This is a genomic window from Burkholderia sp. 22PA0106 (assembly GCF_047497155.1).
Taxonomy (GTDB): Bacteria; Pseudomonadota; Gammaproteobacteria; order Burkholderiales; family Burkholderiaceae; genus Burkholderia.
Window position 1 is genome coordinate 640,050 of sequence record NZ_CP163163.1, and the last position, 15,516, is coordinate 655,565.

Consider the following 15,516-nt stretch of genomic DNA (forward strand, 5'->3'; position numbering starts at 1 on the left):
CACCCCGCTCACAGGAACGACGATGCTATTCGTACGCCCCGGCAGGCTTGCCGACCTCGACGCGCTGGCGCAGATGGCCCGCACCGCGCGGCCGGTGCTGCACTCGCTGCCGCACGACCGCCGCGCGCTGGAAGCGCGCGTGGCACTGTCCGAGGATTCGTTTCGCGCCGACGCCGATTTCCCCGGCGAGGAGTTCTACCTGTTCGTGCTGGAAGACAGCGAGACGGGGCGCCTGCTCGGCACGGCCAGCATCGTCGCCGCGGCCGGCTATTCGGAGCCGTTCTACGCGTTCCGCAACGACGCGCTGATCCACGCCTCGCGCGAGCTGCATGTGAACCGCAAGATCCACGCGCTGACCATGTCGCACGAGCTGACCGGCAAGAGCCGGCTGGGCGGCTTCTATGTCGACCCGGCGCTGCGCGGCGATGCCGCCGCGCACCTGGTGTCGCGCGCCCGCATGATGTACATCGCCGCGAGCCGCCGCCGCTTCACGCCGGAAGTGTTCTCGCTGCTGCTCGGCGTGACCGACGAGCACGGTGCGTCGCCGTTCTGGGAAGCGGTGGGCCGCAAGTTCTTCCATCGCGATTTCGCCGATATCGAAGTGGAATCGGGCGGCCGCAGCCGCACGTTCATCGCCGAGGTGATGCCGGTGTATCCGATCTACGTGCCGCTGCTGCCCGAGGCGGCGCAGCGCGTGCTCGGCGAGCCGAACGAACACGGCCTGCTCGCCTACGACATCCATCTCGAAGAAGGTTTCGAGCCGGACCGCTACGTCGATATCTTCGATGCCGGCCCGGTGCTGACCGCGCAAGTCGATCGCACCGCCTGCGTCACGCACAACGTCGCGCGCACGGTGCGCAACGCGGCCGGCGCGGCGGCGGGCGCCACGCACTTGGTGGCGGCCGGCGAGGGCGAGGCGTTTCGCTGCGTGCTGGTCGACCTGCCCGATGCCGCAACGGCCCACGCGATGGAGGCGCCGCTCGACGCCGCCGCGCGCGCCGCGCTCGGCGTGGTGGACGGCGGCTCGGTGCGCTGCGTGCCGCTGCATCGCCGCGACGAGGCCACTTCAACCCACGGGGCCACCCCGCTTTCGGGAGACCCGCGATGATCGTGGTTCGCGTGGTACAGACAGGCGACGTCGATGCGCTGGTGGCGCTCGCGCAGGAAACCGGCCCGGGCCTGACCACCTTCAAGCCGGACCGCGACGCGCTCGCGGCGCGCGTCGAACGCGCGCGCCGCACGCTCGACGGCACCGCCACGGCCGCCGAGGCCGGCTACTTCTTCGTGATGGAAGACACCGCCAGCGGCGACATCGCCGGCGTGTGCGGGATCGAAACCGAGGTCGGGCTCGCGCAGCCGTTCTACAACTACCGCGTGGCTACCGTGGTGCACGCGAGCCAGGATCTCGGCGTGTGGACCCGCATGTCGCTGCTGAACATCTCGCACGACCTGACCGGCTATGCCGAAGTCTGCTCGCTGTTCCTGAGCCCGCGCTATCGCACGGCCGGCGTGGGCGGGCTGCTGTCGCGCTCGCGCTTCATGTTCATCGCGCAGTTCCGCGAGCGCTTTCCCGAGCGGATCTGCGCCGAGCTGCGCGGCCATTTCGACGAGGCCGGCAGCTCGCCGTTCTGGCGCGCGGTGGGTTCGCACTTCTATCAGATCGATTTCAACGCCGCCGATTACCTGAGCTCGCACGGCCGCAAATCGTTCCTGGCCGAGCTGATGCCGCGCTTTCCCGTGTATGTCGATTTGCTGCCGCAGGACGCGCAGGATTGCATCGGCCTCACGCACCGCGACACGCTGCCGGCCCGCAAGATGCTCGAAGCCGAAGGCCTGCGCTACCAGAACCACGTCGATATCTTCGACGCCGGCCCGGTGCTCGAATGCCACGTGTCCGACCTGCGCACGGTGCGCGACAGCATCGTGGTGCCGGTCGAGATCGGCGAACCTGCGGCGGCGGCGGAAGGCGGCCCGCGCGCGCTCGTGTCGAATACCTCGCTCGCCGATTTTCGCGTCGGCGCGGCGCCGGGCGCGGTGGCCGACGGCCGCTTCGTGCTGAGCGCCGCCGACGCCCGCGCGCTCGACGTTGCGGCAGGCGATCCGGTGCGCGTCTACGCGCTGAAATCCCAACCGAGATAACACATGTCCGAACTCTTCATCGATGGCGACTGGGTCGCCGGCAGCGGCCCCGAATTCGCCTCGCGCAACCCCGGCACCGGCGAGACCGTCTGGCGCGGCGCGAGCGCCTCGGAGGCCGATGTCGGCTGGGCCGTCGCCAGCGCGCGCCGCGCGTTCGCCGACTGGTCGGCGCTCGCGCTCGACGCGCGCATCGCGATCGTCCAGCGCTTCGCCGCGATCCTCGAGGAGCGCAAGGAAGCGCTGGCCGCCGCGATCGGCCGCGAAACCGGCAAGCCGCTCTGGGAAGCGCGCACCGAAGTCGCGACGATGGCCAACAAGGTCGCGATCTCGATCACGGCCTATCACGAGCGCACCGGCGAGAAACGCACGCCGATGGCCGACGGCACCGCCGTGCTGCGGCACCGCCCGCACGGCGTGGTGGCCGTGTTCGGCCCGTACAACTTCCCCGGCCATCTGCCGAACGGGCATATCGTGCCGGCGCTGATCGCCGGCAACACGGTGGTGTTCAAGCCGTCCGAGCTGGCGCCGGGCGTGGCGCGCGCCACCGTCGAGGCCTGGCGCGACGCCGGGCTGCCGGCCGGCGTGCTGAACCTGGTGCAGGGCGAGAAGGACACCGGCGTGGCGCTCGCCAACCACCGCCAAATCGACGGCCTGTTCTTCACCGGCAGCTCCGACACCGGCACGCTGCTGCACCGCCAGTTCGGCGGCCGGCCCGAGATCGTGCTGGCGCTGGAGATGGGCGGCAACAATCCGCTGGTGGTGGGCGAGGTGGCCGATCTCGACGCGGCCGTCCATCACGCGATCCAGTCGGCGTTTTTGTCGGCGGGCCAGCGCTGCACCTGCGCGCGCCGGATCTTCGTGGCCGACAACGCGCAGGGCGACCGCTTCCTCGCGCGCTTCGCCGAGGTCACGGCCGCGATCCGCGCCGATCGCTACGACGCCGATCCGCAGCCGTTCATGGGCGCGGTGATCTCGGCGCGCGCGGCGGCGCGGCTGGTCGAGGCGCAAACGGCGCTGCTCGCGGCCGGCGCGCGGCCGGTGATCGCGATGGCGCAGCGCGACGCGGCGCTCGGCTTCGTCAATGCCGCGATCCTCGACGTGACCGAGGTGCGCGACCTGCCGGATACCGAATATTTCGGCCCGCTCGCGCAGGTGATCCGCTACCGCAGCTTCGACGAGGCGATCGCGCTGGCCAATGACACCGCCTACGGCCTGTCGGCCGGGCTGCTGTCCGACGATGCCGGTGCGTGGGCGCATTTCCAGCGCAGCATCCGCGCCGGCATCGTGAACTGGAACCGGCCGACCAACGGCGCATCGTCGGCCGCGCCGTTCGGCGGCGCGGGGCGCTCGGGCAACCACCGGCCGAGCGCGTTCTACGCGGCCGATTACTGCGCGTATCCGATGGCCTCGGTCGAGAGCGAGCAACTGCAGATGCCGGCGAGCCTGTCGCCCGGCCTCCATTTCTGAGCGGACAGCAACGATGAACGCAACGCGCAACGCCATCGAGGCGAATTTCGACGGGCTGGTCGGCCCGACCCACAACTACGCGGGCCTGTCGTTCGGCAACGTGGCCTCGCTGAACAACGAGAAATCGGCGGCCAACCCGAAGGCGGCGGCCAAGCAGGGGCTGCGCAAGATGAAGCAGCTCGCCGATCTCGGCTTCGCGCAGGGCGTGCTGCCGCCGCAGGAGCGGCCCTCGCTGCGCCTGCTGCGCGAGCTGGGCTTCTCGGGCAAGGACGCCGACGTGATCGCCAAGGCCGCCAAGGAAGCGCCCGAACTGCTGGCGGCGGCCAGCTCGGCCTCGGCCATGTGGACGGCCAACGCCGCCACCGTCAGCCCGTCGGCCGACACCGGCGATGGGCGCGTGCACTTCACGCCGGCCAACCTGTGCAGCAAGCTGCACCGCGCGATCGAGCATGTCGCCACGCAGCGCACGCTCGCGACGATCTTCGCCGACGAATCGCGCTTCATGGTGCACGACGCGCTGCCGGGCACCCCGGCGCTCGGTGATGAAGGCGCGGCCAATCACACGCGGTTTTGCGCCGGCTACGGCGAGCCGGGCGTGGAGTTCTTCGTCTATGGGCGCAGCGAGTACCGGCGCGGGCCGGAGCCGAAGCGCTTCCCGGCCCGGCAGACCTTCGAGGCGAGCCGCGCGGTCGCGCAGCGTCACGGCCTGGCCGACGCGGCCACCGTCTACGCGCTGCAGAACCCCGACGTGATCGATGCCGGCGTGTTCCACAACGACGTGATCGCGGTCGGCAACCGCGACACGCTGTTCTGCCACGAACTGGCGTTCGCCGAGCGTCACACCGTGTACGACGCGCTGACGGCCGCGCTGGCCGAGCGCGGCGCGCGCCTGAACGTGATCGAGGTGCCCGATGCGGCGGTCGGCGTGAGCGATGCGGTCGGCTCGTATCTGTTCAACAGCCAGTTGCTGACGCGCGCCGACGGCGCGCAGGTGCTGGTGGTGCCGCAGGAGTGCCTGGAGAACGAGCGCGTGGCGCGCTATCTCGAGGCGCTGGAGGGCGGCAACGGCCCGATTCGCGAGGTCAAGGTGTTCGACCTGCGCGAGAGCATGAAGAACGGCGGCGGCCCGGCCTGCCTGCGCCTGCGCGTGGTGCTGACCGAGGCGGAGCGGGCGGCGGTGGGCGCGAACGTCTGGATCGACGACGCGCTGTTCGCCTCGCTCGACGCGTGGATCGAAAAGCACTACCGTGACCGGCTCGCGCCGGCCGATCTGACCGATCCGGTGCTGCTCGACGAATCGCGCACGGCGCTCGACGAACTGACGCAAATCCTCAAACTCGGCTCGCTCTATGACTTCCAGCGCTGATCGCGGCGGCGCGCCCGCCTGGCTCGACGATTTCCTGGCGTTCACGCTGGCGGGCGGCGAGCCCGACGAGCGCGAGGGCGTGTGCGCGGACGGCATGATCCGCTTCGCGTGGCGCGGCGAGGGCCTGCTCGAACTGGCGCCCGAGGTGCTGTGCATGTCGGCGGCCAGCACGCCGGCCTGCGTGCTGGTGTCGGCCGGCGTGCACGGCAACGAAACCGCGCCGATCGAGCTGGTATCGGCGCTGGTGCGCGACCTGACGCGCGGCGCGCTGCCGCTCGCCTCGCGGCTGCTGGTGGTGCTCGGCCATCCGGGCGCGATGCGCGCCGGCACGCGTTACCTCGACGACGACCTGAACCGCCTGTTCAACGGCCGCCACGCGCAGCGCGCGGACAGCCGCGACGCCCCGCGCGCCGCGGTGCTGGAGGCGGCCGCGCAGCGCTTCTTCGAGGGCGCGCCGGCGGTGCGGCAGGCGCGCTGGCATCTCGACCTGCATACGGCGATCCGCGCCTCGGCGTTCGAGCGTTTCGCGCTGCTGCCGCATATCGGCGAGCCGCCCGCGCGCGCCATGATCGACTGGCTGGGCCGCGCCGAAATCGCCGCGGTGCTGCTGCATACCGAGCAGGGCAACACCTATTCGCAGTTCACGGCCAGCGCCTGCGGGGCGCTCGCCTGCACGCTCGAACTGGGCAAGGCGCGGCCGTTCGGCCAGAACGACCTGGCGCGGTTCGCCGCGGCCGATGCCGCCGTGCGCGGGCTGGTGTCGGGCACCGCGTTCGCGGCGCACGAGGTGCCGCCGGCGCCGCCGCGCATCTTCACGGTGATCGGCCAGATCACCAAGCAGAGCGAGGCGTTCGAGCTGTTCGTGGCGAACGACGTGCCGAACTTCACGCCGCTGCCGCGCGACACGCTGGTGGCGCGCGACGGCAGCTACCGCTACCAGGTGTCGCACGACGAGGAGCGGATCGTGTTTCCGAACCCGTCGGTCAAGCCGGGCCTGCGCGCGGGGCTGATGGTGGTGGATACCACCACGGCCACGCTGGCCGCGCTCGACTAGACAAGTTGGTGCCGTGTTCGCGCGCGGCGTTACAATCGCGGCCTCGCGGCCTGGTGGTGTTGCCGGCCGCGCCGTTTGCTGAACAATCCATCCCGACTACCGAGGAGAACCTTTCGATGAAGTTGAACTGGCGAAACATGGCCGCATGCGCGGTGGCGACGGCCGCCGCGATGTCCACCCTGTCCGGCGCGCACGCCGCGGAACTCAAGCAGATCCGTTTCGGCGTCGAGGCCTCGTACGCGCCGTTCGAGTACAAGACGCCGGACGGCAAGCTGGCCGGCTTCGACGTCGACGTCGGCAACGCGGTGTGCGCCAAGTTGAAGGTCAAGTGCGTGTGGGTCGAGAACGATTTCGACGGCCTGATCCCGGCCTTGCAGGCACGCAAGTTCGACGCGATCAATTCGGACATGACGATCACCGACCAGCGCAAGAAGGCCGTGGCCTTCACCGATCCGATCTATTCGATCCCGAACCAGTTGATCGCCAAGCAGGGCAGCGGCCTGCTGCCGACGCCGGCTTCGCTGAAGGGCAAGCGCGTGGGCGTGCTGCAGGGCACGATCCAGGAGTCGTACGCGAAGGCGCGCTGGGCGCCGGCCGGCGTGGAAGTGGTGCCCTATCAAACCCAGGATCTGGCCTACGAAGACCTGAAGTCCGGCCGCCTCGATGCGACGTTCCAGGATTCCGAAGCCGCCGCCAAGGGCTTCCTGTCGAAGCCGCAGGGCGCGGGCTTCGCGTTCGCCGGCGATCACGTGGTGGACGCGCAGATCCTCGGTTCGGGCGTGGGCTTCGGCATGCGCAAGAACGACGCCGACCTGTTGACCGCGGTCAACGGCGCACTGAAGGCGCTGAAGGCCGACGGCACGATCGACACCCTGGCGAAGAAGTATTTCAGCGTGCCGGTGGTGTTGAAGTAACGCCGGTGTAGCGACGAGTACCGACGATAAAAAACCGGCCGCACCCGCAAGGGGGCGGCCGGTTTTTTCATGGCCCGGCTTGGCGCGGTGCGCGCGCTCAGTGCGATTCGGTCTCGGGCGGCGCGAAGAAGCGCGCCAGTTCGGCGCCCATGCTGTTGAGCACGGCCATCTCGCGATGCGCGATGCGTTGCGTCTGCTGCGAGCCCGACCAGTCGCCGTACAGCAGCGCGACGCAATGCTCGCCGCTGCGCACCGGCAGCAGCACGAAGCCGTGCACGTCGTGGAACGCGTCGCGATACCAGGCCGGCAGGCGGCGCAGCATCTTCGGATCGCGCGCGTCCTCGATGAAGATGCCGACCGAGTTCGAGATCGCGAGATGGAACACGTCCGGCTCGAAGGTCTCGTGGAAACGCAGCCGGCCGAGCGCCGTTTCGATGCCGTGGCCGAAGCCGAGCCGGGCGATGAAGGTGCCGTCGTCGCCGCGCACGAACATCACGGTGCGGCTCAGGCGCAGGCCGGCCAGCACGCTTTCGGAGGCCAGCGCGAGCACCGGCTCGCGGCGATGTTCGGGCGGCAGCGCGCGCAGGTCGGCCAGGCCCGAATCGAGCGTGGCCTGCGGTTCGGACGCGGCGCGTTCGAGCGCGGCCGCGTTGCTGCGCAGCGCGATGATCTCGCGCAGCACGGTGTCGCTGGTTTCGTCGTGGGTCAGTTCGCGCGCGATCTTGACAAGCGCGTCCGATTCGATGCCGAGCGCGGTGCCGAAGCGGTGCGCGAGCGTGGTCAGGCGCGTGTCGCGCAGCGTCGGCGTGACGCCGGGCGCGGTCATCGCGGCGGCCACCTCGGTGGCGCATTCGCTGACGGCGCGCAGCCAGCGCACGCGTTCGGCGTCGCCTTCGTCGCCGGGGCTGTCCGGAATCACCGGCGCGCGGGCGGCTTCGGGCTCGTCGGCATCCTCGTCGTGCTCGGACGGCGCGGGCGCGATGCTGAAGCGGATCACGTCGGGCAGCCGCCAGCGCACGGCGGCCTCGCGGGCGATCTCGTCGAAGCTCACGCCGAGCACGTCGAGGCAGGCGGCGGCCTCGTCGCAGCCTTGCTTGGCGGCGCGGTGGCGGATCGCCTCCCATTCGCCGTCGAGATAATTGACCACCAGCAGCTTGCCGACCTGCCGCATCAGCGTGCAGACCACGGCTTCCTCGCCGGCGCGCAGGTCGGCGTCCTCGGTCAGACGGCGCGCGACGCAGCCCGACAGCAGCGCACGGTTCAGTTCGAGCCGGGCGTCGATGCGCTGCGAGGCGCCCTGATGGAAGTGGTCGACCAGCTTCAGGCCCACCACCAGATGGCCGACCGCATCGATCCCGAGCACCATCAGGGCGCGCGTGACGGTCGTGATGTTGCCGCCAAAGGCGATATACATCGCCGAATTGGCCAGCCGGATTACCTTCTGCGTCAACGCGAAGTCCGACAGCACGACGCGCACCAGCGCCGAGAAGTCGAGATTGTCGTTATCGATCGCGGCCATGGTGGCGCGCAGCGAATCCGACAGCATCGGAAAATCGCCGCGGTCGTTCATGCGCGCCCACAGCTTGTCGAGCAGCGCCGCTTTCGGCAGGTGTTCGGTCAATGTCGTCATACGATTAAAAACGCTCGGCCGTCAGGCCGGTTCGCGCAGGTAAAGCAGCCGATCCTCGAAACGCTGCGCCAGTTCGTCGGACGGCAGCGCCCGGCAGACGAGCCAACCCTGAATGTGATCGCAGCCCATCTCGGTCAGCAACTCACGTTGCGCCTCGGTTTCGACGCCTTCGGCCACCAGTTCGAGATCGAGCGTTTGCGCAAGTCCAACGACGGCCGATACAATCGCGCGATCGTTGCGCGACGTCAATAGATTTTCTACGAAACTCCGGTCGATCTTCAAGCGAGCCAGTGGGAAACGTTGCAGATAGGCGAGGCTCGAGTAGCCGGTGCCGAAATCGTCCACCGCGAAACGGATGCCGAGCGAGGCGATTTCCTCCAGCAGCGTCTTGGCGCCGACCGGGTCGTGCATCAGCAGGCTTTCCGTGATTTCCAGCACGATCCGCTGCGGGCTGATGCCGGTCAGCGCCACTGCCTCGCGCACGCTCTGCACGAAGCGCGGGTCGCGGAACTGCTGCGGCGACACGTTCACGGCCACGTATTCGAGCACCAGGCCTTGATCGTCCCAGGCCACGATCTGCATGCAGGCGGCTTTCAGCACCCAGTTGCCGAGGTAATGAATCAGCCCGATCGATTCGGCCAACGGGATGAACGTGGACGGCGGCACCAGGCCCAGCACCGGGTGCTGCCAGCGAATCAGCGCCTCGACGCCGGCCACAGCGCCGGTACGGCTTTCGGTGATCGGCTGGAAGTGCAGCGAGAATTCGCCGTTGCGCACGCCGTCGTACAGATCCGATTCGAGCTTGAGGCGTTCGGCGTCGGTCGGGTCGGCCGCGCTCTGGTGGAACGCCAGCGTGTTGCCGCCGAGCGATTTCGCCTGGGTCAGCGCGTGATCGGCGCGGCGCAGCAGCGGGCTGTGATGCTGGGCGTGGCTGCGCAGGCCGGCCAGCGAGCGCTCGTCCGGATACAGCGCGATGCCGACGCTGGCCGACAGATGCACCGATTGGCCGTCATAGCGGTAGGGCGGCTGGATCGCGGCCTGCAAACGCCGCGCCAACGTTTGCGCTTGGTCCTGAGCCAGCGCCCGGTTCGTCGAACTGAACACGATCGCGAACTTGTCGCTGGCCACGCGGGCCAGTTTCTCGTCGCCGGTGATCGCGGCCTTCAGGCGCTGGGCGGTGTCGCGCAGCAGCGTATCGCCGGCGTCGTAGCCCAGCCCGCGGTTGATCCGCTGGTAATCGTCGAGATCGAGCAGCAGCAGGGCGGCGCAGGTGCCATGCTCGTCGGCCACGCGTTGCGCCTCGATCAGGCCCGGGATCAGCGCCGACAGGTTGTCGAGCCCCGTCATCGGATCGTGGTGCATCTCGTAGGTCAGCCGCGCCTCGATCGCGCGCCAGGCCGACACGTCGAATGCCGCGATCGCATAGCCGTCCACACCCGCATGGCGGCTGCGCACCGCGCGCAGTTCCACGTCGAGCGGATAGGTCAGCGACTTGACGATGCACACCGTCGCTTTCTCCACATGGCCGGTTTGCTGCGCGCGGGCAAGCAGCGCATCGAGCGTCGCGGTATCCTGCTCGGCAATCAGATCGCGAAGCGTCAGCGTGTGCAGGTAGTCGCGGTGATAGCCGATGAAACGCAGGCTGGCGTCCGAGACGTAAAGGAATCGCAGGTCGCGATCGAGATGGGCAAGAAAATCGACCGGACCGACGGTCTGTTCGAGCCAATTGCGGACGGTATCGTCGTCCCGTGGTGCGTTGGCGCGCGACGGCATCAACGCGCCGCTGGACCACGCAAGTCGGCGCAGTGCGCGGAGGGCGTGATGCCAGGCGCTCTTCCGAGGCGACGTGTTCCTGATGGCTTCCATGTTTCTCGCTGGCTGGGTGAGGCTGGAACCCCGTGGTTCCGTTGCAATAACGGCTAACGGTACGGATTCTTTAGCGAGTCTGCGGTACGGATTTGTCTACCGCCCCATTTCACTTGCCGGAATGTTTGGCGAGTGGATCGGGGCGAATTCGGGAACATCTTGGACTTTATTGAAAATGAGGAACGAAATGAAGCGGAAAATTCTCTCGACCATCGCGGTGGCCGCGCTGGCGATGCACACGCTGGCGGCGCACGCCGTGCTGAAGGCCGGCGATGCCGCGCCGGACTTCAAGACCGAGGCGTCGCTGGGCGGCAAGACCTACTCCTATTCGCTCGACGAGCAGCTGAAGAAAGGCCCGGTGGTGTTGTATTTCTACCCGGCCGCGTTCACCACCGGCTGCACCATCGAGGCCCATGCGTTCGCCGATGCGGTCGATGACTACAAGAAATACGGCGCGACCGTGATCGGCGTGTCGGCCGACAAGATCGACACGCTGAAGAAGTTTTCGGTCAGCGAATGCCGCAGCAAATTCCCGGTGGCGGCCGATCCGGACGCGAAGATCATCCGCGAATACGATGCGAAGCTGCCGGCCGTCGATCGCGCGAACCGTGTGTCCTATGTGATTTCACCGGAAGGCAAGGTGCTCTACGAGTACACCAGCATGTCGCCGGACAAGCACGTCGAGAACACCATGAACGCCGTCAAGGCCTGGGCGGCGGCGCACAAGACGCAGTAAGCGCGCCGGCTTTTTCGACTCGCGCTGGAAACGACAACGGCGGCCGATTCGGCCGCCGTTTTTCGTGGCGATGGCCCCCGGGCGGGGGCGGCGTCAGGTGCGCAGCGCCTGTTCGATCGCGACGCCGCCGCCGACGAAGCCGATGGTCTTGCGCGAGATGCCGAGCTTGATCGCCTCGATGGCGGCCCAGGCCACGTCCTGGCGCGCCACCGGCGTGGCGTCGTCCTGCCAGCGGTCGGTCAGGGCGATCTTGCCGACGCCCGGGTCATCCGACAGCGGGCCGGGGCGCAGGATCACGTAATCGACGCCCGAGGCCGCCACCCGGTCGTCGCCCTCGCGCTTCATGCGCGAGTAGTGGGCGAGCGCGGCGGGGCCGCTGTCGGGCTGGTAGGCGGTCAGCGAGCTGATCACCACGAGCTTCTGCAGGTTGTGCGCGCGGGCGTATTCGGCTGCGCGGCCGGCCGCGTCGCGGTCGATCGCGGCTTCCTGCGCCTCGCCTTCCGATTCGGCCGAACCGGCCGCGAAGATCGCATGCGACACGCCGCGAAACGCGGCCGAGAAATCCGTGTTCAGGTCCGCCACCACGACGCGCGCGCCCGGCATCGTGAAATCGGGCCGGCGCGCGAGCGCCGTCAGTTCGAAATCCCGCTGCTTGAGCAGCAGGTCCGCGAGCGCATGGCCGGTCCGGCCGCTGGCGCCGATCAGCAATACCTTCATCGACATGGAACCGCTCCTTGGATGACGCTGCACCGGCGGGCCCAGCCGGCCGGTGCGGGATTGACCAGTGTATGCCGATTTCGTACCCGGCCGCAGGGGGGCGGCATGTATCGGCCGATCGGCCGGATGTGACGCAGGGCAAGGCCGGATCGTTTGCCATCTTACAGAATGCCGACGAACAATCGACGGCGATCGCGCGCAGCTTCGGGAAAAACGCGGCGCGGCAAGCCCGAAACGGCGACGGGCCGGGCATCGATTGCCCGGCCCGTCGCCGTTGCCGCCCGAACTGCGTGGGAGCGTTCGCGTTTATTCGCTCGCGCCGGCCGGTTGCGGCGGCGGGTTGCGCCGCGCGCGGCGCCGTTCGGCCGCCAGGCGGACCCGGTCCATGTACAGATACACCACCGGCGTCGTGTAGAGCGTCAGCACCTGCGAGACGATCAGCCCGCCGACGATCGCGATGCCGAGCGGGGCGCGCAGCTCGGCGCCGTCGCCGTGCCCGAAGGCCAGCGGCAGCGCGCCGAGCAGCGCGGCCATGGTGGTCATCATGATCGGCCGGAAGCGCAGCCGGCACGCCTCGTAGATCGCGTCGAACGACGATTTGCCCTGGCGCGACGCCTCGATCGCGAAGTCCACCATCATGATCGCGTTCTTCTTGACGATGCCGATCAGCAGGATCACGCCGATCAGCCCGATGATGCCGAACTCGGTCTTGAACAGCAGCAGCCCGAGCAGCGCGCCCACCCCGGCCGACGGCAGCGTCGACAGGATGGTGATCGGGTGAATGTAGCTCTCGTACAGCATGCCGAGCACGATGTAGATCGCGGCGATCGCGGCGGCGATCAGCAGCAGCTGATCCTGCAGCGCCTGCTGGAACGCCTGCGCGGTGCCCTGGAAGCTGCCGGTGATGGTGGCCGGCATGCCCAGCTCGGCCATGGTCTGGTAGATCACGCGGGTGGCATCCGACAGCGCCACGCCGGGCGGCAGGTTGAACGCGATGGTGGTCGCCACGAACAGGCCCTGGTGGCTGACCGACAGCGGCGTGGTGGCCGGCCCGAAGCTGGCGATCGACGACAGCGGCACCATGGTCGATTTCGAGGTGGACACCGCCGCGCCCGACGACGCGCTCGACTTGCCGGTGGAGGCGATCGAGTTCAGCGCCGCGTTGCGGGCCGAATCGGAGGCGATCGCCGCGGCGCTGGTGGTGCTGGCGCCCGCCGTGCCGGTGCCGGCGCTGCTGCTGGTGCTCGCCGTGAACGTGCCCGCCGCCGCGTTGGTGGTGGCCGCGCCGTTGGCGGTGCCGCCGGTGGTGCTGACGTACACCTGCTTGAGCATCTCCGGGTCCTGCCAGTACTTCGGCGCGACCTCCATCACCACGTGATACTGGTTCAGCGGGTTGTAGATGGTCGACACCTGGCGCTGGCCGAACGCGTCGTACAGCGTGTTGTCGATCTGCGCGGGCTGGATGCCGAAGCGCGCGGCGGTGGCGCGGTCGATGGTGACCATCGATTCGAGGCCGCCCTGCTGCTGGTCGGAGTTGACGTCGGCCAGCTCGGGCCGCTTCTGCAGCGCCTCGGTCAGCTTTGGCCCCCACTGGTACAGCTCGGCCGTCGAATCGCCGAACAGCGTGAACTGGTATTGCGCGTTCGACTGGCGCCCGCCCACGCGCAAGTCCTGCGCAGCTTGCAGGAAGGTGCGCGCCCCGGCCACGCGCGCGAGCCGCGGCCGCAGCCTGGCGATCACCTGGTCGGCCGACAGCTTGCGGCCCGGCTTGTCCTTCAGCGTGATGAACATGAAGCCCGCGTTGGTCGCGCGCCCGCCGCTGAAGCCGGCCACCGTCGCGACGTCCGGATCGGACTGCACGATCTGCATCATCTCGGTGAACTTGACCTTCATCGCCTGGAACGAGGTGGACTGGTCGGCCTGGATGCCGCCGATCAGCATGCCGGTGTCCTGCTGCGGGAAGAAGCCCTTGGGGATCTTCACGTAGAGCAGCACGTTCAGCGCGACGGTGGCCACCAGCGACAGCACGATGATGCGCGGATGGCGCAGCGCCCACACCACCGAGCCGTCGTAGCCGCGCTGCAAGCGCCCGAAGCCGCGTTCGAGCCAGCGGCCGACGCGGCCTTCCTCGCGCTTGGCGGTTTCGTTCGGCGGCAGCAGCCGCGCGCACATCATCGGCGTGAGCGTGAGCGAGACCAGCAGCGACACGAAGATCGCCAGCGACAGCGTCAGCGCGAATTCGCGGAACAGCCGGCCGATGATGCCGCTCATCAGCAGGATCGGCAGGAACACGGCCACCAGCGAGAGGCTGATCGACAGCACCGTGAAGCCCACCTCGCGCGCGCCGTCGAGCGCGGCCTGCATCGGCGTCTTGCCGTTCTCGATGTGGCGCGAGATGTTCTCCAGCACCACGATCGCGTCGTCCACCACGAAGCCGGTGGCCACGATCAGCGCCATCAGCGAGAGGTTGTCGATCGAGAAGCCGAGCAGGTACATCGCGCCGAACGTGCCGATGATCGAGATCGGCACCGCCACGCTCGGGATCAGCGTGGCGCGCCAGTTGCGCAGGAACAGGAACACCACCATCACCACCAGGCCCACCGCGATCAGCAGCGTGTGCTCGGTGTCGGTCAGCGAGGCGCGGATGGTGCGCGAGCGGTCCATCACCGGCGCCACGTTGATGTCGGCCGGCATGCCCGAGGTCAGTTGCGGCAGCGAGGCCTTGACGCGGTCCACCGCGTCGATGATGTTCGCGCCCGGCGAGCGATAGAGGATCACCAGCACCGCGCGCCGGCCGTTGGCCAGGCCGATGTTGCGCAGATCCTCGACCGAATCCACCACGCTGCCCACGTCGTCGAGCCGCACCGCGGCGCTGTTGCGGTAGGCCACCACCAGGTCCTTGTACTGCGACGCCTGCGAGGCCTGGTCGTTGGTGTAGAGCTGGTAGTGGTTCGGGCCGAATTCGATGGCGCCCTTCGGGCTGTTCGCGTTGGCCGAGGACAGCGCCGCGCGCACGTCCTCCAGGCCGATGCCGTAGTGGAACAGCGCCTGCGGCTCCAGCTCGATGCGCACCGCCGGGTTGGCCGAGCCGGACACGTCCACCTCGCCGATCCCCTCGATCTGCGAGAGCGCCTGCTGCAGCACGGTGGAGGCCGAATCGTAGAGCTTGGCGGGCGAGGCCGTGTCGGAGGTCACGGCCAGCACCATGATCGGCGAATCGGCCGGGTTGACCTTCTTGTAGGTGGGGTTGCTCTTGAGGCTGGCCGGCAGGTCGGCGCGGGCCGCGTTGATGGCGGCCTGCACGTCGCGCGCGGCGCCGTCGATGTCGCGGTCCAGCCCGAACTGCAGGATGATCCGCGCGGTGCCGACCGAGCTGGTCGAGGTCATCTCGGTGACATCGGCGATCGAGCCGAGATGGCGCTCCAGCGGGCTGGTCACGCTGGTCGCGACCGTATCGGGGCTCGCGCCCGGCAGCGACGCGGACACCGAAATGGTCGGGAAATCCACCTGCGGCAGCGGCGAGACGGGCAGCTTCGCGAACGCGAACAGGCCCGACAGCGCGATCCCGAGCGCGAGCAGCGTGGTCGCGATCGGGCGGTGGATGAAGAGGCGCGACAGGTTCATCGG

The 15,516-nt window shown here is 68.8% G+C and carries 11 protein-coding genes; 7 read left to right on the plus strand and 4 right to left on the minus strand.

The features are described from left to right. Window positions 1-22: 22 nt before the first annotated feature. The 6 genes from aruF to AB4850_RS17850 all read left to right on the plus strand — a co-directional run bounded on the left by aruF (window position 23) and on the right by AB4850_RS17850 (window position 6,940). Window positions 23-1,108, plus strand: a complete 1,086-nt coding sequence (gene aruF, locus AB4850_RS17825) for an arginine/ornithine succinyltransferase subunit alpha (RefSeq protein ID WP_414444337.1) — start codon at window positions 23-25, stop codon at window positions 1,106-1,108. After that, window positions 1,105-2,139 (plus strand): arginine N-succinyltransferase, encoded by a 1,035-nt coding sequence (astA, locus tag AB4850_RS17830; protein WP_414444338.1) that lies wholly within the window; start codon window positions 1,105-1,107, stop codon window positions 2,137-2,139. The genes aruF and astA overlap by 4 nt, the downstream gene beginning before the upstream one ends. A gap of 3 nt (window positions 2,140-2,142) precedes the next feature. After that, on the plus strand, window positions 2,143-3,606 hold the full coding sequence (astD, locus tag AB4850_RS17835; protein WP_414444339.1) for a succinylglutamate-semialdehyde dehydrogenase: 1,464 nt from the start codon (window positions 2,143-2,145) through the stop codon (window positions 3,604-3,606). 13 nt (window positions 3,607-3,619) lie between these two features. Continuing rightward, the gene (gene astB, locus AB4850_RS17840) at window positions 3,620-4,972 is read left to right on the plus strand and encodes an N-succinylarginine dihydrolase (RefSeq protein WP_414444340.1); all 1,353 of its coding nucleotides are present in this window, start codon (window positions 3,620-3,622) and stop codon (window positions 4,970-4,972) included. Continuing rightward, window positions 4,956-6,026: a succinylglutamate desuccinylase gene (gene astE, locus AB4850_RS17845; protein ID WP_414444341.1), complete on the plus strand. Its 1,071-nt coding sequence runs from the start codon at window positions 4,956-4,958 to the stop codon at window positions 6,024-6,026. The genes astB and astE overlap by 17 nt, the downstream gene beginning before the upstream one ends. A gap of 116 nt (window positions 6,027-6,142) precedes the next feature. After that, window positions 6,143-6,940, plus strand: a complete 798-nt coding sequence (locus tag AB4850_RS17850) for an ABC transporter substrate-binding protein (protein WP_414444342.1) — start codon at window positions 6,143-6,145, stop codon at window positions 6,938-6,940. A 97-nt stretch (window positions 6,941-7,037) separates the two neighbouring features. Here AB4850_RS17850 and AB4850_RS17855 read toward each other — a convergent pair whose 3' ends face one another. Then, complete coding sequence (locus tag AB4850_RS17855; RefSeq protein WP_414444343.1) at window positions 7,038-8,570, minus strand: HDOD domain-containing protein; 1,533 nt, start codon at window positions 8,568-8,570, stop codon at window positions 7,038-7,040. 21 nt (window positions 8,571-8,591) lie between these two features. Continuing rightward, on the minus strand, window positions 8,592-10,343 hold the full coding sequence (cdpA, locus tag AB4850_RS17860; RefSeq protein ID WP_414444344.1) for a cyclic di-GMP phosphodiesterase CdpA: 1,752 nt from the start codon (window positions 10,341-10,343) through the stop codon (window positions 8,592-8,594). Between the two features lie 280 nt (window positions 10,344-10,623). Here cdpA and AB4850_RS17865 point away from each other — a divergent pair, with 280 nt between their 5' ends. Beyond that, window positions 10,624-11,172, plus strand: a complete 549-nt coding sequence (locus tag AB4850_RS17865; protein ID WP_414444345.1) for a peroxiredoxin — start codon at window positions 10,624-10,626, stop codon at window positions 11,170-11,172. 93 nt (window positions 11,173-11,265) lie between these two features. Here the strand turns inward: AB4850_RS17865 and AB4850_RS17870 are convergent, their stop codons facing one another. Then, complete coding sequence (locus AB4850_RS17870; protein ID WP_414444346.1) at window positions 11,266-11,895, minus strand: NAD(P)H-binding protein; 630 nt, start codon at window positions 11,893-11,895, stop codon at window positions 11,266-11,268. A 300-nt stretch (window positions 11,896-12,195) separates the two neighbouring features. Next, complete coding sequence (locus tag AB4850_RS17875; RefSeq protein ID WP_414444347.1) at window positions 12,196-15,513, minus strand: efflux RND transporter permease subunit; 3,318 nt, start codon at window positions 15,511-15,513, stop codon at window positions 12,196-12,198. Window positions 15,514-15,516: the final 3 nt, after the last annotated feature.